This is a genomic window from Lactobacillus sp. C449L (assembly GCF_059900815.1).
Map to the genome: position 1 here is coordinate 24,200 of NZ_JBWXGA010000003.1, position 22,735 is coordinate 46,934.

The following is a 22,735-nucleotide window of genomic DNA, read 5'->3' on the forward strand; positions in this document are numbered from 1 at the left end:
TTACGGTAAATAAAAATGGAAACTAACAAGTTTCCATTTTTTATTTATTTCAAGGTAAAAAGGGCAAAATTAGTAATGAGCAGTAGTCCGCCGGCTAGTAGCCAATCACTTAGTTTGACTGGAATAGCAACAATAATCGCACGTTTTTCGCCCTCTTTAAAGCCGTGTGATTCCATTCCTTGGGCAAGATTTTCAGCTGAATTAAGGGCGACTAAAATTGCTTTAAAGTAAAGCACTGGTGACCAAAAACTAAGGTAGACGCCGCGCATCATACCAGCAGCGCGGATTTGTTTGACTGCTTCTTTCATGCGGGGAACAATATTAAGTGCTGCTAAAACTCCATAAGCGAACTTACTTGGTAAATGAAAGTTTTGTTCAAAAGATTTAGCTAAATTTTCAGCGGTTGTCCCGATTGCTACACAATAAATTGTTAAGGTGTAAACATAAACTCGGCTGGAAAGACTCAATGCATTTTCAAGGTTAGGCTGAGGAGCAAACCAGTAGAGGGTTGCGAAAATTGTAAAGGCCGCAATTAACGGTGTTAATAATGTTATCAAAAGATTCCTTAACTTAATGTGTTTATAAATAAGATATATAATTGAAAAAATAATAACTAGTAAATTAGTTGCTAGGCTACTTTTTAAGGATAATTCTACGGAAATAACTAGCGCTAAGATAAATTTAAAACTGGGATTCATAATCACTGCCTCACTTATTCACGTAGGTAAGATGTTGATTTTCGAAAACTAAGTGGAAGTCGCACCAACTGGCTAAATTAGTCAATTCATGACTAATAATTAATAGGGTTTGCCCCCGTTTTTCCTGACTTTCTTTGAGCAAGTGCATAACTTTTTGAGCAGATTCGCTGTCGAGCCCACTTAGCGGTTCATCAATTAATAAAACTTTTTGATCGGCAATCAGCATTAACAAAATTTGCAGTTTCTTCTGCTGACCTCCTGAAAGTGAGTAAACAACTTGGTCCATGGTCTGGTCTAAATTAAGATAATGCAGTGAATCCGCAATTTTTTGGTCAGTGTAGAAATCATTGGTTCGTTGCTTTTTGCTTAAATTGATTTCGTCTGCAACTGAAACGTTAATAAACTGGTCACTTGCAGCTTGGAAAATTTGTCCAACTTTCAGCAGATATTTACGAGCCGATAAGTTACGAATCTCCTTGCTAGAATATGTTATGCTGCCGTTATAGGGCAACATCTTTGTTAGTGCCTTAAAAAAAGAAGTTTTGCCGACACCGTTTGGACCAGTAATAAGCGTTGTCTTGCCAGTAATAATATTTAAATGGTCTTGCTTTAGCAGCAAGCGATTTTGATTAATTTCGGAATTAGCAAGAGTAAAGCAGGTTTTTTCGGTGGTCGGGAGTTTAAAAGTATAATGCTGAGGTTGGTCGTCTGCTTTTAAAATAGCATCTTGTTGATCTTGGTTTAGCTTAATAATATCTTTACCTGTAAAGGTAAATAAGTAGTCACAAACGTCTATATAGTCGCTTAGAATGTGATCACTGATAACAATTGTTTTCCCTTGGTCACGCAAGTGGGCTAATTTGGTAATTAAAAACTTACGATTAGTTGGATCGCAACTGGCAAAAGGCTCATCCAGCAAAAAAAGGTCAACGTCCATTGCAATCAGGACCGCAAGTGCTACACGCTGTTGCTCCCCACCAGACATGGTTACAATTTTCTGATCAAGTAAGTCATTAATTTGGGCAAATTCAACGGCGTGCTTAAGTCGCTTTTGGTAGTGATCACGATCAACTTGTAGGTTCTCTAGTGCAAAAATAATTTCTTCGCGTGGCGTTGCCATTGTAAATTGCTCGCCTGCGTTTTGAAACATCATCGCACTCTTAAGCCCGTTTAAGTTGATATTACCTGTAAGTTTGCCAGCATATTTCGGGTAAAGAGAAGCCAAAATTTTTAAAAGTGTCGATTTGCCACATCCAGTTGGTCCTACTAAAAGGGAAAATTTGCCAGTCGGGATAAGCAAGTTAATATTCTCAAGAATTACATGGTTTTCATCATATGAAAAAGTTAGGTTTTTAGTTGTAATCAATTTTCTAACCAATCTAAAAAATCGTCATGGCAACCCGCCAGACGACTTAAAAATTCAATGATTTTCCCTTCGCTGGCATTATCCATAGCAGGTTCAACGGGTATATTCTCAGCCTTACGGCACCCCTATATTTCAGGTCAATTATACCTAAAAGGCATTTCCTTGTCTAGCAGCTCTGATAGCTAAGCTTGACTATTAACTCATTAAAGGAAAAAGATATTATTAGAGAGATTTTTTGCTATATAATAAAATTATGAAAACAGATTATTAACAAGAAGGTGACGGCATGGCAGCAGTTAAGCTAGAACAATATTTAGCCAGCATTTTAGAGTCAAGCAGCAGCGACTCAAACGAGGTGAGCATAAAGCCAGGCAATAAAAATTTTGACTTATTTATGGCGCACTTAGAAAACCACAATACAGGTATTCATCGCTATCAAACTACAAAAACGACTATTCTTTATGAAGTTGATGGCACGGCTAAAGTCAAAATTAATGGCCAGATTTTGACTTTGGCTACGGGTAACATAGTGCTTTTACAAGCAAAATGCGAATATGAAGTAACTAAGCAGGATAAAAAAGATATTCTAGTTAAACTTGAATTTAATTCGCAGTTTGATTGGCAAAGTTTTTTTGGCAAGAGCTCTATACTTAACGCGCAAGAAGAGCATGCTGTTCAGCAAGTAACTGACGCTTTGGCAACTAACCGTTTGTTAAGCTTAAAATGTTCACAAATGTCGCAGACAGCGCAATTGATGAAGAAAATCATCGATGAATATCTAAACCAGAATATGTTCACGCACAGTATGATTATTGCTGAACTAAATATGCTCTTTATATCTGCAATTAGAAATCAAGACTTAAAAACTGCAACCGCCACTACGCCTAAGTTTGCGCAAACTGCTCTTGAGCAATATATTGACGCCAATTTTACTGATATCACTTTAAAAGAAGCAGCTGAACATTTTGGACTAAACCCTAATTATTTTTCTAGTATGGTTAAGCAAAAAACTGGTAAGAGCTTTGTCGAACATGTTGATGAAAGACGAATGCAAGAAGCACGCAGTTTGCTTGCTCGTCCTGATATTTCAGTTAAAGATGTGATTGCTAGGGTCGGCTATAATGGTAAGTCTTTTTTCTATAAAAAATTTAATGAATATTATCATGAGACACCAGTTCAAATGCGAGCGGAGCTATTTAGGCAAGCTAATATTAACCTAAAATAACCGCCAAAATGATAAGTAAAAAAGCTCCCGAAAAAGGGAGCTTTTTTAAGTAGGATAAACTACATTTTTTCTAGTCTTTTAATGCGGTCAGCGGTTGGAGGATGACTATCAAAAAGATGAGTAAAACCGTGTTTTTTACGCAACGGATCTTCGATGTACATTCCAGCACTGCTGGGATCGACTTTTTTCATTGGATCTGAACTCTCGATTTTTTGCAAAGCAGAAACTAAGCCATGTGGGTTACGGGTTAATTCGACTGAAGAAGCATCGGCCAGATATTCTCGATTGCGTGACAGTGCCATTTGCGCCAAACTAGCACAGATGGGTCCCAGAACAAGAACAAATAAAATTGCGACAATTTTAAAAATCATAATAACTGTGTTATCGCTGTTTCGATCCTTGTCCTCATCATCAATCCACCAAATATAGCGGCTCGCAATTCCCGACAAGTACGAAATGACGCCAACTAAAACAGCGGCAACAGTCGACACGAGGATGTCATAGTTTCTGATATGAGAAATTTCATGACCTAAGACGCCTTCGAGCTCTTCACGATTCATCATGTCAAGCAATCCTTGCGTAACAGCGACAGCAGAATGATCGGGATCACGACCGGTTGCAAATGCATTAGGACTAGGATCATCAATGATAAAAACCCGTGGCATTGGTATTCGACCAACCAGAGCCATGTCTTGCACAACATGCCATAATTCTGGATTGTCTTTTTCCTGAATTTCTTGAGCATGATTTAAGCTCATAACCATATTGGCGGGGTTGGGTAGAACAATTAACATGTAAATCGCACTACAAATCAGTGCAACGACTAAGCCAAATAAGGGTTGGTCATTCCAGATAAAGCCAATGCCAGCGCCAACGAGTGCTAAAATAATGACGAACAAAGCCATTATAACTGTCGTTTTCCGCTTATTGCTGGCAATTTGTTGAAATAACATAAAAACCGCCTACAAGATTAAAACTTAACTTTTGGTACTTCTTTTTCTGCTTCACTAGCTTGCAAGTAGTCAACCTTTTTAAAGCCGTGAATGCTAGCAACCAAGTTGGAAGGGAAGGTTAACAGTTTTTGATCATAAACAGCGGCAGATGAGTTGTAAAGCTGTCTTGAGTACGCAATTTTGTTTTCAGTATTTGTTAGTTCTTCCTGTAAATTGGTAAAGTTCTGGTTAGCCTTTAAATCAGGATAGTTTTCTGACAATGCAAAAATTGATCTTAAGGCATCAGAAATTTGATTGGAAACTTTTAGAGTTTCAGCGTGGTCATCACTAGGAATCGATGTTAACTGACTACGTAACTGTACGACTTTTTCTAAAGTTTCGCTTTCGTGTTTAGCATATCCTTTAGTAGTTTCTACTAAATTAGGAATTAAGTCATTACGACGTTTTAATTGTACGTCAATTTGGCTCCATGCCTCGTCAGTGTACACTTTAGCCTTTTGCAAGCCGTTATAAATACCAATGTAAATAGCAATTAGTAAAATAAGGATAACAGCAACGATAATCCATATTAAAGTTGTTTTTGACATATTTTTTCCTCCATCTTAACTATTCAGTCAATTATAACTGATTATGTTCTTTTTGGGTATAAAAACAAGTTAAAACCGTCATTTCTGGTGGATTTTAACTTGTTATTATTCATTTTTTATACTAATAACAATATCAGGCCGACAAGAGTTAAGACAAATAAACTAGCGTATTGCATAAGCAACCAGTTCTTAAAAAATTTTCCTCGTGATACCGTGGCGTGTTGAGTAAATGTTTTAAGAACAAGCATATTCGCCATTGAGCCAATTGGTGACCCAAAGCCACCAATGTTGGAACCCAAAAATAACGCCTTGGCATATGGCGTAAACTTTCCAACTAATATAGTAGCTGGTACGTTGCTAATAAGTTGACTAGAAATAATCGACGTAAAATAAGTAGAAATTTCTGAATTGACCATCGTGTGAATGAGTGCTACTAACATGGGAATTTGTTGAATATCACTGATAAAAATAAAAAAGCAGGTAAAGGTTAAAAGCAGAGCGTAGTCAATTTTGAGCAAGATTCTAGGATTAATTATTACAGCCCAAATAATCGCAATTACCATTGGAATTGCTACATTAATCACTTTGAAGACACCCAAAAAGAACAGTGCGAATATAACGGTGGTAATAACAGTTAGTCTAACGCTGATGTCAATTTGCTTAATGTCTTGAGTAGGGATTGTTTTGCGCGGTATAAAGTGAAAAATGATAAATGTGATTACTAATGCTGAAAGTAGGTATGGTAAAGACCAAGAAAAGAATTCAAGAACGTTGACAGAGTACTTGCTGACCAGAAAAATATTGTGTGGATTGCCCCAAGGGGTGAAGGCTGCTCCGATATTAGCCCCCATTCCAATTAACGTAATGGGCAAAATTTGCGGCAAATCGCATCTTTTTGCAATGCTCAAATATAATGGAATTAAAGTCAACGCGGTTATGTCATTGCCCAAAAACATTCCGGAAATAATTGCCAACAGAGTAAATAACATGTCCAGTTTTTGCATATTGTTAGCAATACTGGTCAACTTGTATGCCAAAACATCAAGAACGTGTAAATAGGCATATATTTGAATGATGATTAACATTGTCGCTACAGAAAATATTGTATGCAGGTTAATATCTTCAAACCGAGGTCTAGCAAAAAAAAGACTGATGACAGTTATTACAAAAGTTATTTGCAAGATTCTGTCACTATAAATCTTTTTTAAGACGGTCATAAAATGTCCCCTTTCACAAGTTACAATCATCATATAATCGTTATGTCCATTTTGAGCTTTTTTATAAATGTTCGCAATATAAATATTCTGTCAGAAAATAACCCAATACTATAAACATAAATTTTGACTTCATAAGTTAATCTACCCTATACTTGAGAAAACAGATAAAGATTAGGGGGTAATTTTATATGAGTAGTTCAGAAACAGTGAAAATCAATATTAAATCCGCAGCTGCTGATAAGATTAAAAGCCAGGTTAAAAATGGCCAGGTGGTTTTATTGTCGCTAAACGATGGTTCAAACAAATATTCAGATGTCGGTGGCAGTTGTGCAGCGGGTTCACGCTTCCAATTTGTAATCTTGAATCAACCAGATCCTGAATTTTCAATTAAAGTTGAAAATAATGCTGGTCTTGCTTTATACACCAGTCCTGCGGAGATGCAATATCTCGGAAGTAGTTTGGTTGCGGATATTAAGAATGCCGCGATGAGCTTGTCAGATGATAGTGGTGTAATTGATGGTGCAGTATCGATCAATGAACACTAGGCAGTAATGAATGGTAACTAAACGTATTTTTTATAAGTAATGAATTAGACAATCAAATATGATTGTCTTTTTTGATTGTCTCTTAATATCAGCAGCTAACAAGCAAACCCTTGCCTCATTAACCTTGACGTGGTAAACTATATAAGATTTTCGAAAATCTGAAAGGAAGTATAGTACTATGCGTAAGGGTGAAAATTACAACACTGGTTGTGAACCAAACCAAAGACCTAAGAACAAGAAGAATGGTAAAAAGCGCGTTGCTCACGTAGCAGCAGTTGTTGCTTTCTTGAACAAGGCTAAAGCAGACGAAAACAAATAGTCTGTTGCTAAATAAACTTAAAAGGTGGATTACTAAGTAATCCACCTTTTTTTATCGGGTTAATTTGAGTAAAATTAAATTGAGAACTAGTTATTGCCAGAAGGAGAACGTTTTAAAGTGAAATTTCAATGCAGCGCGTGCGGTCTGCGCATCAATTCGAGACATTTTAAACAAAAAGGGCTGATTAACCAACAGTTGACTAGTATTTGTGATTTGTGCATTCAACGTGGTAAAGATGCTGCTAATTTTTCCAACACCGCCATCAGCGTTTTTGCTCAGGGGCTGCTTTACACTTTTATTGGCAAAAATGATGAAGCAGAAAATGATAACGATGAAAAAATATTGGTTGCTACTAAAGAAAACCGTAAGCGGTATGAAGCATTCATTCAGGATTACGATGGCAACGAACTAGCTCAGCAGCAACTGGCTAGGCACAATTTTAACCAGGCAGTGATTGATAGTGAAAGTGGGCAAATTGGCTTTGTTCCAAGTCTTGATTTAACCTTTGCCGAAAATTTAGAAAAAATGGGGTTAACTGTAGACTTTAAGTTAAATGAAGTTGACTATATTGATCGGGAGCGGATTCGCGCTAAATATAAGTATCGTTGCCAATATTGTGGTCGGCGCGGGCGTAGTGTTGATCACAAGGACCCGGTTTCTTTGTCACACAATAATGACTTTGATAACCTGATTTTGTCTTGCCAGGAATGCAACCGAATTAAATCTGACATGCCATATGAATTGTTTACTAAGTTGAACGATAAGATTCAGAAAATCAACCAAAAGCTGGTTAAATATGAAAATGCTCTGGCAACACTAAAAGGCGAGTTTGAGCAAAAAAGACGTGAACTAGCTGCTACAATGCATCTTAAGGGCGTAGTTAATGACCCAGAATTAAACCAAATGCGTAAACAAAACAAGAAGCTGCAGGATGCCATTGACAGCCTTGAAAGTGACTATAACGAATTGCGAATTTTGCGGGAGCAGCACTTTATGACAGGTTGGAAATTAATGCAGGAGAATGAAAAAGAAGATATTATCTAAAAATTATCTGTTTCAGATTATACAGATCGCAATCAACAAGAAAAGGTTAATTCAGTGAAACGAATTAGCCTTTTTTATATTTTATCTTAACAGTTTAGTCGCCTAGTGGGAAAGTTATTGTGGTGAGCCGCGTAATGGCCGTATTAAGTGTCATACTGCTTTTTTGAATTTTTGTTGCTTACAAGCGACAGACTTCTTTTTAAGTTAGACTAATATTTAACTAATTTAATCAGCAAAATCGGTCTATAATGAGGGTAGAAGAAAAGAGGCTGAGATATGAAACCGAATAATTTAACTAAAATCAAAAAAACCAGTTTGGGTCTTGCAGTAGCCACGCTTGGTTCGTTGTGGATGGTCAATGCGGCAGCCGCTGTAAAAGCCGATTCAGAAAATTCCGTCGGCTCATCACCGATTAGCACCACTGATTCTAAATCTGATGTTGGTTTGTGGACTGGCAAAGACGGTGACTGCATTTGGAAATTTGATATAGTCACTAGAACGCTGACGATTAGCGGGCCGAATAAAACGAGTCAGCTTTCAAGTACACCTTTTGCAAAGGAATTTAACTGGTCTAACAAAATCGAGCATATCGTCTTCGAAGCACCTGTCCAACTGGCTGCTGATTCAAAGGAAAAATTTGCAGAGCTCCGTAGTTTGCGAGATATCAAAGGACTTGATAAGGTTGATACTAGCCAAGTAACTAATATGTCATTATTGTTCACCAATGACAGTTCTTTAACCAGTGCAGATGTGAGTCATTTTGACACTAGCCAAGTTACTGACATGAGCCAGATGTTTGAAAATACTAAACTGACAGAGATTGATTTAAGCCACTTTAACACGGATAAAGTTACAAACATGAGTGGCATGTTTAGAGCTTGCGATATTAAGTATGTCGATCTGAAGAGTTTCAATACCGGTAAAGTCACTGATATGAGCTCTATGTTTGCATCTAGCTCAATAGAACGGCTTGATCTTAGTAACTTTGATACCAGCCAAGTTACTAACATGGCAGGGATGTTAGCTGGAACCAAAGTTAGTCAATTAGATCTTTCTAACTTTAATACCAGTAAAGTTACTGATATGAGTAACATGTTTAGTGGAAACACCAACTTGCAGAGTCTGGATTTGAGTCATTTCAATACGGCCAATGTTACTAACATGGCGAATATGTTTGCATACAGTTCTCTAACCAAAGTAAACTTGCAAAACTGGAATACCAGCAACGTAATCAACATGTCATACATGTTTTATAATTGTCCTAATTTAACCAACTTGGATTTAAGTAGCTTTGACACGGGCAAGGTGCAGAATATGTCATACATGTTCGCAAAATTTGCACATTTGGAGCAAGTTGACCTAAGCAAGTTGAATACTCACAATGTCAAAAACATGCAGGATATGTTTGCTCACAATCCAAACTTGGTCAATTTGGATTTAAGCAGCCTCGACACGAGCAACGTCACCAAAATGACAGCTATGTTTCGAGGTGACAGTTCGTTAGCTTCAGTAAACTTAAAGGGCTGGGACACCCACAACGTGCAATACATCGATTCGATGTTCAGGGGCAACAGTAGTCTGACCAACATTGATTTAAGTCATTTTAATACTAAGAATGTGACAGAAATGTTTGGCATGTTTAAAGGCGCCACAAGTATAAAGCGAGTTGATTTGCATAGCTGGGACACCCGTAAAGTGGAGAGAGTCGCCCAAATGTTTATGGATTGTCCTAACTTGGTTTTTGCAGATTTAAGCGGTTGGAAATTGCCAAAACTGTATGATTCGACACGAATGTTTTATAATGATCGCCGACTTGCTGGTGTTGACTTAAGTCATTTCAATATTCATAACAGTCAAATATTGGCAAATGCTGGTAACGCTAAAGGCTTTGTGGTTAAACTAGGACATTACCGCTTGCGTAAGAGCTCCGGTGTTGGTCATGGCTTTAAGCATATTCGGGCCGTTGGCAAGGGTACGATTAGAAAACCCAAGGGCAAGAAATATACTGAAAAACAGCTGTTGCAGCTTTATAATCACTCTGCCAAAAAGAGTCCAATGGAAGTTTACGTCATGTATAACGGCAAGAAACCGCAGTTTCCTGAAGGTCTGACAATTAATTAGATTTTAAAAACCAGAAAAGGACCAATCTATTAAAACCTTGGATTGGTCCTTTTTGTTTGGTAATAAAATTGGTTAGTCCCCCAGTGGATAGCTCATTGTAGTAAATTGGGTAATGGTCGTTTTAAGATACCAGACCGCTTCTTTTACTTGTGCAACTGTAGCTTTGTCATTTTTAAGAATAAGAGAAGCATTGGTTAGTGCACACTCATAATTTGCCATCAACTCATCATACGCACTACGACCGTATTTCTCTTTTCCATCATTAAATAGTTTCAGCAATTCTTGCTTGTCAGCTTCTGAAGCAATCTTCTGGTCACTTTCAGCTTGCTTGGCGGAATTAATTAGCTTTAGTTTAATTCCACTAGTATATTTAACGTCACTTACCTTGATAAAGTTATTGCCGTAGAGTAATTTTTCATTTTGTTGGCGTGATGTAGCCTGATCCGCATTTGGCGCAATAGATTGTTTATCGTCAATAATAGTCTCATTAGTATAATTTAGACAATGATAAAATAGTTGAGCCTTATTTTCACTAGGGACCCAGAGATACATTAAGCCGTCAACCGTAATGTCGCCGTATTTGGGCTTTTTCATTTTTTTGCTAATTGCTGTTCCTGAAGCATCGTAAAGTTCAACGCTGTTACCAGACAGCGGCTGAACGTAAGTGTAAATTAGATCCTCATAATTAACAATTGGCAAGTCTCTTTTTAATGAAATACTGTTCTGTCTAACATATTCATCTGGATGATCATGCAGTCTGAAAATATATCCTTCAAAGCCATCGTTTGCATAAGGAATCACGGTTAAATCAACTTTAATCTTCTGGCCTTTCTTAAGGGTATGTTTATAGGAAACCAAGTTAACTGGAAATGTGAAGGTCTTTTCGAGCACGGTTGCAGTGACAACACCGTTATAGCGTGCAATATGACCATCAATGTAACTAACATTGGCGGCATTGATATAGCGGTTGCGACCCAAAAAATAATATTGCTTTTTATTTATTTTATGTGTCGGCAAGTATTTCACCTGAAAGTGACGTGCCCAATCATTTTTATAAAAGAAATACTTGGGTGCCTTTTTTGCTGATTTAATCTTGCCCTGGTATTTAACAATCGTGTTTTTAGCTAGCTTTTTACCTGTCGCCTGACCATTTTTAGTGTACACAAGCGAGTCACGGTTTAAAACCAGTTTTTTCTTTTTGATATTTCGCTTATTTTCAGTTGAAACTACAGCTTCGTTAAGATAATAGCTGTGAGCAAGTCGGTAATACTTTTGGCCTTTGATTTTTCTGATGCCGTAATAAGAATAGCTATTTGCCATTTCTCCCACATCCGTATCAGCATCTGTTATGGCAAAGCCTTTGGGATCAACTGAAAAGGCGCTAGGCACAAGATAGCCACCAGTGCCATGTTCTTTTTTAATCTTTATCTTATGTCCAAATTTGTCATAAACATAATCATTTTTAAGCAGCGAAATTGTTCCTTTAGCTTTGGCTTTTTTCTTAGCAGCCTGAACAGTTTGTACCGGATTCAAGTTTGGCAGTAGCGGACTGAGTGCCAATACGGCTGCCGTCAGTCCAATGCCGATTTTTTTAGTTAATTTCATCATTTTAGCCTCACAAAAACTACTATATATCTTATTATAGCTCACTAACTTGCCTTTAAATATGACAATCGGTACAGACATTACAGAAAAAGGCATGAAATATTTATAACTTTGCCGGTTGTACGGTTAAAACAGCTTATAATAATAGTAGAGAAAAGAGGCTGTGATATGAAACGGAATAATATAATTAAAAGCAAAAAAGCCGATCTGGGTCTTGCATTAGCCATGCTTGGTTTGCTGTGCATGGTCAATGTGGCGGGCATTGTTAAAGCTGATTCAGAAACACCAACCAGCACATCACCAATAAGTACCATTGATTCTACATCTGATCTTGGTCTGTGGACTGGTAAAGACGGTGACTGCATTTGGAAATTTGATCTAATCACCAGAACGCTCACAATTAGTGCACCCGCAAAAACAAGTCAGCTGTCAACTACGCCTTTTAAAAAGGAATTTAACTGGTCTGACATTATTGAGCACATTGTCTTTGAAACACCAGTTAGTCTGGCTCCTGATTCAAGCGCAAAATTTGCGGATTTAAGAAGTATGCAAGATATTAAGGGCTTAGATCAAGTTGATACCAGTGAGGTAACTAGCATGGCACGGCTTTTTGCTGATGACCCGAATTTGACCAGTCTTGATGTCAGTCGTTTTGACACTGATAAAGTGACCGATGTGATTGGCATGTTTGCAAATATCAAAGAAGTTAAAAAGATTGATGTTAGTTATTTTGATGTCCGAAAAGTAACACGTACATTTGGTATGTTTTGGGGTGATACCGCTCTAGAAAAAGTTAATTTGAAGGGCTGGAACCCAAAGCGTCTGGAAGATATGGCAAACATGTTTAGAAACGATGCAAAACTACATAAAGTTGACCTGCGCGGGTGGAACATGCGAAAGATTATAGCTACTGCTAGAATGTTTAAGGACTGTCCTGAGCTTACTTATGTTGATTTACATGGCTGGCAAATGGCGAATCTGGGGGATTCAACCCAAATGTTTTACAATGATCGCAAACTTGCTCTTGTTGATTTGAGTCATTTTAACATTCATAATAGCCAAATACTGGCAGAGGCTGGAAATCCCACGGGCTTGCCGCAAAAAATATACTGAAAAACGACTGCTTAAACTTTATAATCATTCAGCCAAAAAGAGCCCAATGAAAGTTTACGTAATGTATAACGGTAAAAAGCCACATTTTCCTAAGGGGTTAACGATTAAATGATTTTGTAAAACAAAAACAGGGTTAGTTCATGTTGCCGCATGAATCAATCCTGTTTTTTAATGATCTTAATCTCCTTGTGGAAAATTCATTGAAGTCAGTTGGATCTTGGTTGTCTTGAGGTACCACATGGCTTCTTTTACCTCAGCAACCGTTGCTTTATCCGAGCGTAATACTGCCGAAGCGTTGGTTAGCGCGCTGTCAGCCCAATACCAATTTTTTTGGATAATTTCATCATTTTACCTCTTAAATAACTACTATATAAAATATTATAGCGCATACATTTTTCACTAATATGTCAATTAAATATCAAAGTACTGAACAACTAGAAAAATTTTTTGTTTTTCTTGACTTAAAGAATACTTGAAGTGCTATTCTCAAAACTGACAATAAGGAGGCAAAAAGATGCTAAGAGCAAAAGTCGTTGTTCACATGTATGTGACAATTGATGGCAAAATTGATGGGAAGACTGAAAGTCCTGAATCCGGTCAATATTATAGTGATGAACTATTTGTTTTAAGTAACGCTGACGGCAACGGACGGCGCACGATTCAGATGTATGCGGCGCCAGAAGCAATTGATTTAGCAAAATATAGTGCTGATGGGGTTGAATATGAAGATTGGCTTCCGGATATTAAGTCAGAAACCTGGTCAGTTTCATTTGACCGCAAGGGAAAATGCGGCTGGAATAAAAATTATTTTTTGTATAATAATCACCGTATGCGTGCCATCGAAGTAGTTACAAAGCAAGCCGCAAAAGAATATCTAGCTTTTTTGCGAACAATGGACATTCCATATATAGTTTCCGGGGATGAAAATTTTAATCTCGAAGAAGTGCTGATTAAACTCAAACAGCATTTTGGTATTGAGAAATTAGCTGTCTGCGGTGGTGCGAGAATCGATGGTGTGTTTTTAGAACAGCACTTAGTTGATGAAATTTCATTAGTGATTTCACCATACGTTAATGGTGATCGGCAGATTAAGACAGCGTTTGAAACTACTACACGCATTGATGATCAATTCAAAATTGATTTTATTAAAAAACTGCCAGATGGCGGGTTGCACTTGATTTTCAAAAAAACTGAATAAGTTAGAATTGTTGAATATAAAAAGGATTAGCTCACTTTTAATGCGAGTTAATCCTTTTTGAGTACTTATTGCCATTAATATTTATTAATAAAAGCAACAATCCCTTGTATAATTAAAGTAAAAATAGTAGGCGCTAAACAAGAAGATAACAACATGAGACAAGAATCACTATTTACAAACAATTCTGAAAATATGCCCCTGGCTAATCGGGTGCGACCGCAAAATTTAGCCGAGTTTGTTGGTCAAGAGCAGTTACTCGGACCTGGGAAAATATTGCGAGAAATCATTGATAATGATCAGATTTCGTCAATGATTTTCTGGGGCCCTCCAGGTGTGGGTAAAACAACACTAGCTGAGATTATTGCGCGTCAAAGTCAGGCTAGTTTTTATAACTTTAGTGCCGTTGACAGTAGCATTGCTAAAATTCGTAAAATTATGAAGCAAGCCGAAGAAGAAAGTCAGCTAGGGCAGAAAACGCTAGTTTTTATTGACGAAATTCACCGCTTTAATAAGGCGCAACAGGACGCATTTTTACCGTATGTTGAGCGTGGCAGTATTACCTTAATTGGTGCCACGACCGAAAATCCTTCCTTTGAAGTCAACTCAGCCTTGTTGTCACGCTGTAAAGTATTTGTGTTGAAGCCGCTTGAAGTTAAAGACATTGTTAAGTTGCTCAAAAATGCCATCAATAACCCCAACGGTTTTGGCAAGGCTAAAGTTAAAATTAATGAGCAAGAAATTAAGGCAATTGCGAAGTTCGCCAATGGAGATGCGCGAACAGCTTTGAATACTTTGGAAATGGCTGTTTTGAACGGTGACAAAAAAGGCAGTACGATTACTGTGACCACTAACAACTTGGAACAGTTAATCACTCAAAAATCAGTTTTGTATGATAAAGATGGGGAAGAACACTACAATATTATTTCTGCTTTGCACAAATCAATGCGTAATAGTGATGTTAACGCCGCGATTTATTGGTTGTCGCGAATGATAGAAGGCGGAGAAGACCCGCTTTACATTGCGCGACGACTCGTACGCTTTGCCAGTGAAGATATTGGGCTAGCTGACACCAACGCGCTGAACGTGGCAATCAATGCTTTTCAAGCCTGTCAATTTCTAGGGATGCCTGAGTGCGACGTTCATTTAACGGAAGCCGTTATCTACTTGTCATTAGCGCCGAAATCAAATGCGGTTTATAAAGCCCGAACAGCCGCTGAAGATGACGTTAAGAAAACTATTAATGAGCCAGTTCCTTTACAAATTCGCAATGCGCCAACCAAGTTAATGAAAGAGCTGGACTACGGCAAAGGCTATCAGTATGCTCATGAATCTAAGGATAAGATAACCTCAATGAAAACTATGCCGCCGAATTTAGAGGGGCACGAATACTATCTACCCACGGAACAAGGACATGAAGCCCGTTTCAAAAAGCGTTTGGAGCAAATCAAAGAGTGGCATAAAAATCATGATTAACCTTAATTATGGTAACTATCAGAATATAAACGGACAAAAAAACATGTTTTACTTTTAAAACATGTTTTTTCTAGTTACTAAATTAATTGTTTTGGAAGTTACTTAAAAACTTCGCTGTTTTTTCATTTTCAGGATGGTTAAAGAGCTGGTCTGGATTGCCTTGCTCAGCAATAATTCCATCACTAATGAAGAAAATTTGATCTGAAACATCGCGCGCAAATGCCATTTCATGGGTAACAATAATCATGGTTAAACCAGTTGTAGCTAAGTTCTTCATAACACTTAAAACCTCACCGACCATTTCGGGATCAAGTGCACTGGTTGGCTCATCAAAAAGCAAAATTTCAGGATCCATACAGATTGCGCGGGCGATTGCGACACGTTGCTGCTGTCCACCAGAAAGCTGATTAGGACGCGCATTGATATATTGCTCCATACCAACTTTCTTTAAGTTTTCAAGGGCTATCTTTCGAGCTTCATCTTTAGAACGCTTAAGTACCAATTGTTGTCCGACCATGCAATTAGCTAAGACATTTTTATTTTCGAATAAATCAAATTGTTGGAACACCATACCTACTTTTGCGCGATAGATATTGCGATTATAATCGGGTGCTAGGACATTTTCACCGTGAAAAACAACTTCACCAGCAGTTGGCTCTTCCAGTAAGTTGATACAACGTAAAGTTGTAGACTTACCACCACCTGAAGGACCAATAATGGTAGCAATTTCGCCTTTATTAATATCAAGAGAAATATCTTTGAGCACTTGGTGTTCACCAAAGGACTTTTGAATGTGCTTTAAACTTAAAATAGTTTCATTAGTTTCGGTCATTACTTAACCTCCATGTTCTTAGGCGTTCCTACTTGAACTTGATTTGCCATTAAGTTGTAATTTTTGTCCCCTTGAAGGTGTTTCTCAATTAAGTTGAATATTCTCGTAATTGTAAAGGTAAGAATTAGGTAAATTGCTGAAATTGTCAGGTATGTTGGGAAGAACTTAAAGGTTTGACTTGCAACTGTTGTTCCGACAAAGAACAGTTCGGATACGGAAATAATACTTAAGACGGAAGTATCTTTGATGTTAACAATAAACTCGTTAGTGATTGAAGGCAGGCAGTTTCGAATTGCTTGTGGCAAGATAATATGCCACATTCTTTGATTATGGGTCATCCCCAAAGCGCTGGCTGCTTCAAACTGTCCTTCTGGGGTTGAAATAATCCCGCCGCGGATAATTTCTGCTAAGTAAGCCCCGGTATTGATAGATACAATTACTAAAGCGGCTATTGTCCGGTCAATGTTAATGTGCCAGAATTGGGCAATACCATAATAAATTACAGCAGCCTGAACCATCATTGGCGTACCACGGAAAACTTCAATATAAACCGCTAATAGCCAATTGATAAACTTCAATAGCCACTTTTTACCTTGGCTAGTTGGCGTAGGAATAGTTCTGATAATGCCAACAAAAAGTCCAATGAAAAAGCCAGCAATTGTTCCGACTAAAGCGAGAAGTAAAGTCATACCAATACCATTTAGTATCATCCCGCCGTATTCTTTCCACATTGAAACCAGCCATGGCTCTGCCTTGCCATTTTTGCCCTTTTTCTCATCTGTTTTAGGCTGCTCTTTAACGGCAGCTGTCATTAATTTAGTTCGTTCAGAATTAGGAATAGTAGCCAGAATCTGGTTCACTTCTTTAAGCAACTTTTTATTAGGCTTGGCTATTCCAATAGCGGTAGTTGAGTCTTCCTTGGAAATCTTGAAACCAGCCATTTTACTGAGAGAAATGGCCTTAATATCTGGATCAACCATTTTAAATGAAGTTGATTCAGTATCTTCAGCAATATAGCCATCAATTGTGCCAGAAATTAAACTCTGCCGCATTGCCGCGAAATCACGCATTGCGGGTTGCTTTTTAGCTCCTTTTAATTGGTTAATTAGAGCATAGTGCGAGGTACCTTGTTGGGCAGTTAATTTTGCGCCTTTAAAATCATTCAGCGTTTTGGCATTGGCATATTTACTGTTAATTTTAGTAATTACAACGAATGTGCTGTTTCTATATGCGTTTGAAAAATTGATTGCCTTTGCCCGTTCGGCAGTAGGGCTCATTCCGGCGATGATCAAATCGGCTTTGCCGCTAGTTAGAGCAGGAAGAAGGCCATCCCACTCAGTCTTAACAATGACTACTTTACGGTGCAATTTTTTACCAATCATTTTGGCAATCTTAACGTCGTAACCGTTAGCGTATTCGCGCGAGCCTTCAATTCGAACCGCACCATTTGCATTAGTGGTTTGGGTCCAATTATAAGGCTGATAGTTCGCCTCCATAGCTACTTTTAGCTCACCATCATCGCGTTTAGCTTCAACTTGTGAAAAGTTAAAACTGCTACCGATAATGAAGCTAAGTACTACTGCCACGATGGCAGTAACCCACTTATTTCTTGACTTCATTTTGAAAACCTCCGAAAATCTTGTTTCAAATAAAGCCAATACAATAAAAAGCGTAAATAAAAACCCCGCTGTTTCAAAACAACGAGGTTATAATTAATCATTTTTTGACAAATCATATAGCGCTCCCTAGTAATTAACTAGGACAGTCTGCAAGATATTCTCTATTGCAGCCCAACAAAAATAATCAAACGAATATTATTCTTGTTTCGGCAATAATTCTTTGGCCAACCATCTTCGTGTTCGTTCACTCAGGCTAGCTTTGTAATTATCGCGACCTCTATTGCATTGGAAATTATTTAACTTAGGAAAAATAATAGGCTAAAAATGGGATCTTGTCAATAACTTTGTTTAAACAAATTATTATTAATATTTCATTTTTACTTTATTATGAATGCAGCCACCCATTATCACTACAATAATCACGCTTTTTCATTCTTGAAACATAGGGATTGCCAGCAACAAAATAGCGTAGTTTTTTATTGGCCCACTCAAGTTCAGACTGATTAACACCAATTCGCTGGCTAGTCGCAACTTGCTTAGCAACTTTTTTATGGGCGTTATCCAGGTCAATTGCAAAAGGCGAATCACTTAAAAAGTGTAAGTTCCATGTCTTGTCTTGAATTCCAAAGGCTTGCATCACTTTAGCCGGCCCATTGGTTAACAAAACGCCGCTTTTCCCAGCCCGATTAGCAACCATTTGGTCAATTCCCCAGATTGGTTCGATTGCTCTGATTAGAATACCTTGCGGTTCATCTTTTTCTTGGGTTGCCACATTTAAAAAGAAGTATTGACGTTGCGCGTAAATATAAACTGTTCCGCCACAACGATATAAACCTTCATTAGCTGGGCTGCGGCGTCCTCCGTAAGAATGAGCGGCGCGATCTCTTTTGCCTAAATACGCTTCAGTTTCGACAATATAACCACCTAGAATATGACCACTGCCACTATAAGTTAAAGGGCGTCCAAGTAAGTCAGCACTAATTTTTTCCGTTGAGTTATTTGTAAAATAAGTTAAGTAATTCATCGTTTTTTCTGTTGTACAGTCTTTCGAGATAGATATATGCACTTGACCCGAATCCGATCATAAAGCAATATTACGCATTTCTGATAAACCAAGAGGTATTCCCTGTGATGTATTACCGCATGAGTTAGTTCTTTTTTCGGCGTAAAAAATGGTAAGCAATAGTTAAGACTAAAACGCTGAAAACAATTGCTGCAAATGTTGTGTTTGATAATTCATAATTAATTGGTGGCAAAGATATGAGCAGTTTTAAAGCAATAATGACAATCAAAACATAAGCCATTGGTTGCAATTCTGGGATGATATCCATCAGCTTAATGATTACTTCTGCGACACCCCGCATGCATAAAATACCAATCATGCCTCCAATTAGGACAACTACCGGATTGCTAGAAATTGCAAGTGCTGCTAAAACTGAGTCAATTGAAAAGACAATGTCCATTGCCTCAATGGAAATTACCGTGCGCCAAAAAAGTGACAGTAAATGTTTGCTTTTTGCTTTAGTATGGAAAGCAGCTGGTTCTTTAGCTGCCTTTACTTTAGGTTGTTGTTTTTGCGGGTGACGTTTGCCATAGAAGAACTTAAAAGCAAGATAAAAAAGGTATAAACTTCCGGCAAGTTTAATTTCCCAAAAGTTGATTAAATAAGTACCAATTCCAATCACAATAAAACGGAAAACATAAGCGCCCCACATACCGTAAAATAGGGATTTTTCTTGTTGAACTTTATCGGGAAGCACTTTGGTTTGTGCGGCTAGAACAACCGCATTGTCAACCGAAAGTAAACACTCCATTACGATTAAGGTTAGAATTACTAACCAATCTTTGCCACTGGTTAAGACATGGATCCAGTTATTAAGGCTAAAAAATGGAGCATACATTTTAATAATTGACATTTGAAAAAGTCTCTTTTCTAAGCAATCAATACAGACATTTAGTTATCGACTGCTATCCCGCATTTTATCATAATAATACTAAAGTGCTTATTTAAAGTCCTGTAATTACAGCTGCTTAAAAACATCAAGTGCATCAGCAATAATTGACGAAATTCCAGCTGCTGGAATTTCTGTTTTGTTAATTGCCCAAACTTTTGCACCGGGCTGACGATATGAAAGAAGTTGTGCAAATGGATAAACCACAAAACTGGTTCCGGAAATAATTACTAAATCAGCTTTTTCCATTGCGCTAACCGAACGTGATAGGTTATCACCATTAATTTGTTCTCCATATAAGACAATTCCTGGACGAATAATGCCGCCGCAGTCATTGTGCTTAAAAGACTGGGCGTAGTCTGCATAAGTAACTACTTTATGACATGTGGTGCAGTATATGTTATACAAACTGCCATGAAATTCAGTCAAATGTTTGTTTCCGGCTTTACGGTCAAGACTATCGACATTTTGCGTAATCAAGTCGCCTTTTTCATTACAAATTTTCGCAATTTTTTGATGAATTTCGTTTGGTTGAGCATCAGGGAAATACATATTGTCCATGACAAATTTATAAAAAAACTCTGGCCGATTGTAGAGTGTTTCTTCACTTAAAATTGTTTCCGGGCTCTCAGAAACCCCATCGTAGATTCCATTTTTTGAGCGATAATCGGGAATGCCTGAATGAGTTGAAACACCTGCACCAGTTAAAAACGTGATGTGTTTTGCTTGTTTGATGCTTTCTTTAAGTCCAGCAATTTGCGCCGATTCAATCATAATTTAGCTCCTTTCATAAGATTCTATAGTATAAGCTTAGTTTACTACATGTTTTTCCCTTTAGTTTAAGTTTTAAAACAACAAAAAATCCACACGTCAAAGTGATAAAACTTAAACCTCTAACAATGTGAATTTTTAGTTCAGTGCTTAATTATAAAATTTGAATATGATGTTCTTGGCACTTTTTAATCATTTCTTTTGGCCATACACTTGCTTGCACTTCACCGATGTGCGCTTTACCTAGTAAAAGCATGCAAACGCGCGATTGACCAATACCGCCACCAATGGTGTAAGGCAGTTTCCCAGCTAAAAGCATTTTATGGAATTCAAGCTTTTCACGGTCAAGGCAGTCAGCCTTTTTTAGCTGTTCATGTAGGCTTTCAGGACTAACCCGAATTCCCATTGAAGAAATTTCGATTTTTTGATCGAGCGGATCATACCAGAAAATTAAGTCACCATTTAATTGCCAATCATCGTAGTCAGGAGCACGACCATCGTGAGGTTTGCCGCTGCGTTTCAGTTTGTCGCCGACTTTCATGATAAAGACGGCTCTTTCTTTTTTGGCGATTTTATCTTCACGCTCTTCAGGGCTTAACTCAGGCCAAGTATCTTCGAGCTCTTGCGTGGTGACAAAATGAACTTCATCGGGGAGACGATAGGTAGAAGCAGGATAACGCTCGGCACATTCCGTTTCAATTTTCTTGATAGCAGAAAAAATTTTCCGCACAGTGTCCTTTAAAGTTTCCTCAGTACGTTCTTCTTTAGCAATGACTTTCTCCCAATCCCATTGGTCAACATAAATTGAGTGAAAGTTATCTAAATCTTCGTCACGACGAATAGCGTTCATGTTAGTAAATAAACCTTCATGCATACCAAAACCGTATTTTTTCAAAGCCATTCGTTTCCATTTAGCAAGTGAATGAACAATTTCAATCGTATCTTCTTTTGGCAAATCTTTTGCATCAAAGGCAACGGGGCGCTCAACACCATTTAGGTTGTCGTTTAATCCTGTAGCTTTTTCAACAAAAAGTGGTGCTGACATTCTTTGCAAGTTTAGTTTTTGACCAAGAACTTCTTGGAATCGTTCCCGAATGAAAACAATAGCTGCTTCGGTATCGCGAATTGTTAAAGTCGGTTGATATTTTTCCGGTAAAATTAAAGACATAGTGGTTACCTCCCAAATTTGATGCAAAGAAAAAGCCCTTTGCCCTGTATTAATATAAACAAGGACGAAAGGCTTTTTCCGCGGTACCACCTAAATTGCCCAAAATGGGCCAACTCATGAAACACAATCATGTTTCACCAGCTTGATAACGTACTGGAGACGGCACCACCTACTTTAATTATAATTTCAGCGTGCTGCTAAAAGTGTTTTTCAATAATCCAGGGTCAGCTAGTTTCGCACTATCACTAGCTCACTTAATGAGGTAGATTATTTACTCGTCTTTTTCATCGCATTTAATTTAATAAGTATTTAACACCCTATTTAATAAAAACGCAAGTTAAAATTAATAAAACTTCATTTTTAAACGAAAAAGGTGCATTCTGTTATAATGTGTAAGAATAAGTACTGAGAGGAAACTGTATGGTGGATTTTTATCTTATCTTTGACGCTATTTTATTTGCCTATACTTGTTATAGTTGGTATTGGCAGGCTAGTATCAACTTGAAGGGGCATTACCGTAGCTCTTCAATTATTTGGAGCATAATTTTTATCTGGATTGCATTTGCTTGGCAGGTAATTGAAAAGGGCGATCCGGGATTGTCGGTTTTTCTGGCGATTCTTTTAGTAACCAGTATTATTGACGGATTCACTGGGTTTGCTCCTAAAAGAGTAGTTGTATCAGGATACTTCCATCGAACTGTGCGCTATTCCGAAATTGACTTAGTGACTTTGATTAAAGTGCCTAATCCTCAAAAAAAGACTGTAATTTGTATTATCACCACCAATAAAAATCGCCAATACTACTTACAAATATCTGCTGGAACTGCTCAAATAGTTGAAACAATCAAAAGTTATACTAATCACAAAATAAGAATAGAAATACAAGATATTTTATAAAAAAGTGTGCGAATCCGCACGCTTTTTTTGAT

The 22,735-nt window shown here is 37.6% G+C and carries 21 protein-coding genes, 2 riboswitches and 1 other annotated feature; of the genes, 9 read left to right on the plus strand and 12 right to left on the minus strand.

The annotated features are described in order from the left end of the window. Positions 1 to 44 precede the first annotated feature (44 nt). Together AC2JF9_RS05795 and AC2JF9_RS05800 are read right to left on the minus strand one after the other, a co-directional pair. Positions 45 to 698 (minus strand): energy-coupling factor transporter transmembrane component T family protein, encoded by a 654-nt coding sequence (locus AC2JF9_RS05795; protein WP_500725883.1) that lies wholly within the window; start codon positions 696 to 698, stop codon positions 45 to 47. 10 nt (positions 699 to 708) lie between these two features. Further along, positions 709 to 2,076 carry an ATP-binding cassette domain-containing protein gene (locus AC2JF9_RS05800; protein ID WP_500725885.1) on the minus strand — a complete coding sequence of 456 codons (1,368 nt, stop codon included), beginning with the start codon at positions 2,074 to 2,076 and terminating at the stop codon, positions 709 to 711. A gap of 35 nt (positions 2,077 to 2,111) precedes the next feature. After that, positions 2,112 to 2,201: riboswitch (TPP riboswitch) on the minus strand. Between the two features lie 149 nt (positions 2,202 to 2,350). On the opposite strand from AC2JF9_RS05800, the gene AC2JF9_RS05805 reads away from it, so the two are divergent. Continuing rightward, entirely contained in the window at positions 2,351 to 3,289 is a 939-nt protein-coding gene (locus AC2JF9_RS05805) for a helix-turn-helix domain-containing protein (protein WP_500725887.1), read from the plus strand. Between the two features lie 59 nt (positions 3,290 to 3,348). Here the strand turns inward: AC2JF9_RS05805 and htpX are convergent, their stop codons facing one another. The 3 genes from htpX to AC2JF9_RS05820 form a co-directional block, all read right to left on the minus strand. After that, the gene (gene htpX / locus AC2JF9_RS05810) at positions 3,349 to 4,242 is read right to left on the minus strand and encodes a zinc metalloprotease HtpX (protein ID WP_500725889.1); all 894 of its coding nucleotides are present in this window, start codon (positions 4,240 to 4,242) and stop codon (positions 3,349 to 3,351) included. 17 nt (positions 4,243 to 4,259) lie between these two features. Then, positions 4,260 to 4,829: a LemA family protein gene (locus AC2JF9_RS05815; protein ID WP_500725891.1), complete on the minus strand. Its 570-nt coding sequence runs from the start codon at positions 4,827 to 4,829 to the stop codon at positions 4,260 to 4,262. 116 nt (positions 4,830 to 4,945) lie between these two features. Then, entirely contained in the window at positions 4,946 to 6,046 is a 1,101-nt protein-coding gene (locus tag AC2JF9_RS05820; protein ID WP_500725893.1) for an SLC13 family permease, read from the minus strand. Positions 6,047 to 6,234: 188 nt separating this feature from the next. Here AC2JF9_RS05820 and AC2JF9_RS05825 point away from each other — a divergent pair, with 188 nt between their 5' ends. From AC2JF9_RS05825 to AC2JF9_RS05840, 4 genes are all read left to right on the plus strand, one after another. Further along, on the plus strand, positions 6,235 to 6,591 hold the full coding sequence (locus tag AC2JF9_RS05825; RefSeq protein ID WP_500725894.1) for an iron-sulfur cluster biosynthesis family protein: 357 nt from the start codon (positions 6,235 to 6,237) through the stop codon (positions 6,589 to 6,591). A gap of 178 nt (positions 6,592 to 6,769) precedes the next feature. After that, positions 6,770 to 6,910: a hypothetical protein gene (locus AC2JF9_RS05830; RefSeq protein ID WP_090094091.1), complete on the plus strand. Its 141-nt coding sequence runs from the start codon at positions 6,770 to 6,772 to the stop codon at positions 6,908 to 6,910. A gap of 117 nt (positions 6,911 to 7,027) precedes the next feature. Beyond that, the gene (locus AC2JF9_RS05835) at positions 7,028 to 7,954 is read left to right on the plus strand and encodes an HNH endonuclease (protein WP_500725896.1); all 927 of its coding nucleotides are present in this window, start codon (positions 7,028 to 7,030) and stop codon (positions 7,952 to 7,954) included. Between the two features lie 276 nt (positions 7,955 to 8,230). Continuing rightward, the gene (locus tag AC2JF9_RS05840; protein WP_500725897.1) at positions 8,231 to 10,075 is read left to right on the plus strand and encodes a BspA family leucine-rich repeat surface protein; all 1,845 of its coding nucleotides are present in this window, start codon (positions 8,231 to 8,233) and stop codon (positions 10,073 to 10,075) included. A gap of 72 nt (positions 10,076 to 10,147) precedes the next feature. Here the strand turns inward: AC2JF9_RS05840 and AC2JF9_RS05845 are convergent, their stop codons facing one another. Continuing rightward, the gene (locus AC2JF9_RS05845; protein WP_500725899.1) at positions 10,148 to 11,683 is read right to left on the minus strand and encodes an SLAP domain-containing protein; all 1,536 of its coding nucleotides are present in this window, start codon (positions 11,681 to 11,683) and stop codon (positions 10,148 to 10,150) included. 165 nt (positions 11,684 to 11,848) lie between these two features. Here AC2JF9_RS05845 and AC2JF9_RS05850 point away from each other — a divergent pair, with 165 nt between their 5' ends. The 3 genes from AC2JF9_RS05850 (at position 11,849) to AC2JF9_RS05860 (ending at position 15,464) form a co-directional block, all read left to right on the plus strand. Continuing rightward, on the plus strand, positions 11,849 to 12,793 hold the full coding sequence (locus AC2JF9_RS05850) for a BspA family leucine-rich repeat surface protein (protein WP_500725900.1): 945 nt from the start codon (positions 11,849 to 11,851) through the stop codon (positions 12,791 to 12,793). Positions 12,794 to 13,307: 514 nt separating this feature from the next. Then, on the plus strand, positions 13,308 to 13,991 hold the full coding sequence (locus AC2JF9_RS05855) for a dihydrofolate reductase family protein (RefSeq protein ID WP_500725902.1): 684 nt from the start codon (positions 13,308 to 13,310) through the stop codon (positions 13,989 to 13,991). A gap of 153 nt (positions 13,992 to 14,144) precedes the next feature. Then, positions 14,145 to 15,464: a replication-associated recombination protein A gene (locus AC2JF9_RS05860; protein ID WP_500725903.1), complete on the plus strand. Its 1,320-nt coding sequence runs from the start codon at positions 14,145 to 14,147 to the stop codon at positions 15,462 to 15,464. An 82-nt stretch (positions 15,465 to 15,546) separates the two neighbouring features. On the opposite strand, the gene AC2JF9_RS05865 is transcribed toward AC2JF9_RS05860, so the two are convergent. The 6 genes from AC2JF9_RS05865 to asnA form a co-directional block, all read right to left on the minus strand. Beyond that, positions 15,547 to 16,296 carry an amino acid ABC transporter ATP-binding protein gene (locus AC2JF9_RS05865; protein ID WP_500725905.1) on the minus strand — a complete coding sequence of 250 codons (750 nt, stop codon included), beginning with the start codon at positions 16,294 to 16,296 and terminating at the stop codon, positions 15,547 to 15,549. Beyond that, on the minus strand, positions 16,296 to 17,915 hold the full coding sequence (locus tag AC2JF9_RS05870; RefSeq protein WP_500725907.1) for an ABC transporter substrate-binding protein/permease: 1,620 nt from the start codon (positions 17,913 to 17,915) through the stop codon (positions 16,296 to 16,298). The genes AC2JF9_RS05865 and AC2JF9_RS05870 overlap by 1 nt, the downstream gene beginning before the upstream one ends. 109 nt (positions 17,916 to 18,024) lie before the next feature. After that, positions 18,025 to 18,203, minus strand: a riboswitch (Lysine riboswitch). Positions 18,204 to 18,300: 97 nt separating this feature from the next. Continuing rightward, positions 18,301 to 18,939, minus strand: a complete 639-nt coding sequence (locus AC2JF9_RS05875; RefSeq protein WP_500725909.1) for a DNA-3-methyladenine glycosylase — start codon at positions 18,937 to 18,939, stop codon at positions 18,301 to 18,303. 124 nt (positions 18,940 to 19,063) lie between these two features. Further along, positions 19,064 to 19,831, minus strand: coding sequence for a TerC family protein (locus AC2JF9_RS05880; RefSeq protein ID WP_500725911.1), 768 nt, complete (start codon positions 19,829 to 19,831; stop codon positions 19,064 to 19,066). A gap of 105 nt (positions 19,832 to 19,936) precedes the next feature. After that, positions 19,937 to 20,641 carry an NAD-dependent protein deacylase gene (locus tag AC2JF9_RS05885; protein WP_500725913.1) on the minus strand — a complete coding sequence of 235 codons (705 nt, stop codon included), beginning with the start codon at positions 20,639 to 20,641 and terminating at the stop codon, positions 19,937 to 19,939. A gap of 151 nt (positions 20,642 to 20,792) precedes the next feature. After that, positions 20,793 to 21,806, minus strand: a complete 1,014-nt coding sequence (gene asnA / locus AC2JF9_RS05890; RefSeq protein ID WP_500725915.1) for an aspartate--ammonia ligase — start codon at positions 21,804 to 21,806, stop codon at positions 20,793 to 20,795. Positions 21,807 to 21,863: 57 nt separating this feature from the next. Beyond that, positions 21,864 to 22,103 (minus strand) — a binding site (T-box leader). 123 nt (positions 22,104 to 22,226) lie between these two features. On the opposite strand from asnA, the gene AC2JF9_RS05895 reads away from it, so the two are divergent. After that, the gene (locus tag AC2JF9_RS05895; RefSeq protein WP_500725916.1) at positions 22,227 to 22,703 is read left to right on the plus strand and encodes a hypothetical protein; all 477 of its coding nucleotides are present in this window, start codon (positions 22,227 to 22,229) and stop codon (positions 22,701 to 22,703) included. Positions 22,704 to 22,735: the final 32 nt, after the last annotated feature.

Excerpts from the sequence above, each read along its gene's own strand:
- AC2JF9_RS05795 (WP_500725883.1), bottom strand. The coding sequence starts at position 698 with ATGAATCCCAGTTTTAAATTTATCTTAGCGCTAGTTATTTCCGTAGAA.
- AC2JF9_RS05850 (WP_500725900.1), top strand. The coding sequence starts at position 11,849 with ATGAAACGGAATAATATAATTAAAAGCAAAAAAGCCGATCTGGGTCTT.
- AC2JF9_RS05855 (WP_500725902.1), top strand. The coding sequence starts at position 13,308 with ATGCTAAGAGCAAAAGTCGTTGTTCACATGTATGTGACAATTGATGGC.
- AC2JF9_RS05845 (WP_500725899.1), bottom strand. The coding sequence starts at position 11,683 with ATGATGAAATTAACTAAAAAAATCGGCATTGGACTGACGGCAGCCGTA.
- AC2JF9_RS05830 (WP_090094091.1), top strand. The coding sequence starts at position 6,770 with ATGCGTAAGGGTGAAAATTACAACACTGGTTGTGAACCAAACCAAAGA.
- AC2JF9_RS05805 (WP_500725887.1), top strand. The coding sequence starts at position 2,351 with ATGGCAGCAGTTAAGCTAGAACAATATTTAGCCAGCATTTTAGAGTCA.
- htpX (WP_500725889.1), bottom strand. The coding sequence starts at position 4,242 with ATGTTATTTCAACAAATTGCCAGCAATAAGCGGAAAACGACAGTTATA.
- AC2JF9_RS05895 (WP_500725916.1), top strand. The coding sequence starts at position 22,227 with ATGGTGGATTTTTATCTTATCTTTGACGCTATTTTATTTGCCTATACT.
- asnA (WP_500725915.1), bottom strand. The coding sequence starts at position 21,806 with ATGTCTTTAATTTTACCGGAAAAATATCAACCGACTTTAACAATTCGC.
- AC2JF9_RS05875 (WP_500725909.1), bottom strand. The coding sequence starts at position 18,939 with ATGAATTACTTAACTTATTTTACAAATAACTCAACGGAAAAAATTAGT.
- AC2JF9_RS05885 (WP_500725913.1), bottom strand. The coding sequence starts at position 20,641 with ATGATTGAATCGGCGCAAATTGCTGGACTTAAAGAAAGCATCAAACAA.
- AC2JF9_RS05840 (WP_500725897.1), top strand. The coding sequence starts at position 8,231 with ATGAAACCGAATAATTTAACTAAAATCAAAAAAACCAGTTTGGGTCTT.
- AC2JF9_RS05870 (WP_500725907.1), bottom strand. The coding sequence starts at position 17,915 with ATGAAGTCAAGAAATAAGTGGGTTACTGCCATCGTGGCAGTAGTACTT.
- AC2JF9_RS05860 (WP_500725903.1), top strand. The coding sequence starts at position 14,145 with ATGAGACAAGAATCACTATTTACAAACAATTCTGAAAATATGCCCCTG.
- AC2JF9_RS05820 (WP_500725893.1), bottom strand. The coding sequence starts at position 6,046 with ATGACCGTCTTAAAAAAGATTTATAGTGACAGAATCTTGCAAATAACT.
- AC2JF9_RS05880 (WP_500725911.1), bottom strand. The coding sequence starts at position 19,831 with ATGTCAATTATTAAAATGTATGCTCCATTTTTTAGCCTTAATAACTGG.
- AC2JF9_RS05815 (WP_500725891.1), bottom strand. The coding sequence starts at position 4,829 with ATGTCAAAAACAACTTTAATATGGATTATCGTTGCTGTTATCCTTATT.
- AC2JF9_RS05865 (WP_500725905.1), bottom strand. The coding sequence starts at position 16,296 with ATGACCGAAACTAATGAAACTATTTTAAGTTTAAAGCACATTCAAAAG.
- AC2JF9_RS05825 (WP_500725894.1), top strand. The coding sequence starts at position 6,235 with ATGAGTAGTTCAGAAACAGTGAAAATCAATATTAAATCCGCAGCTGCT.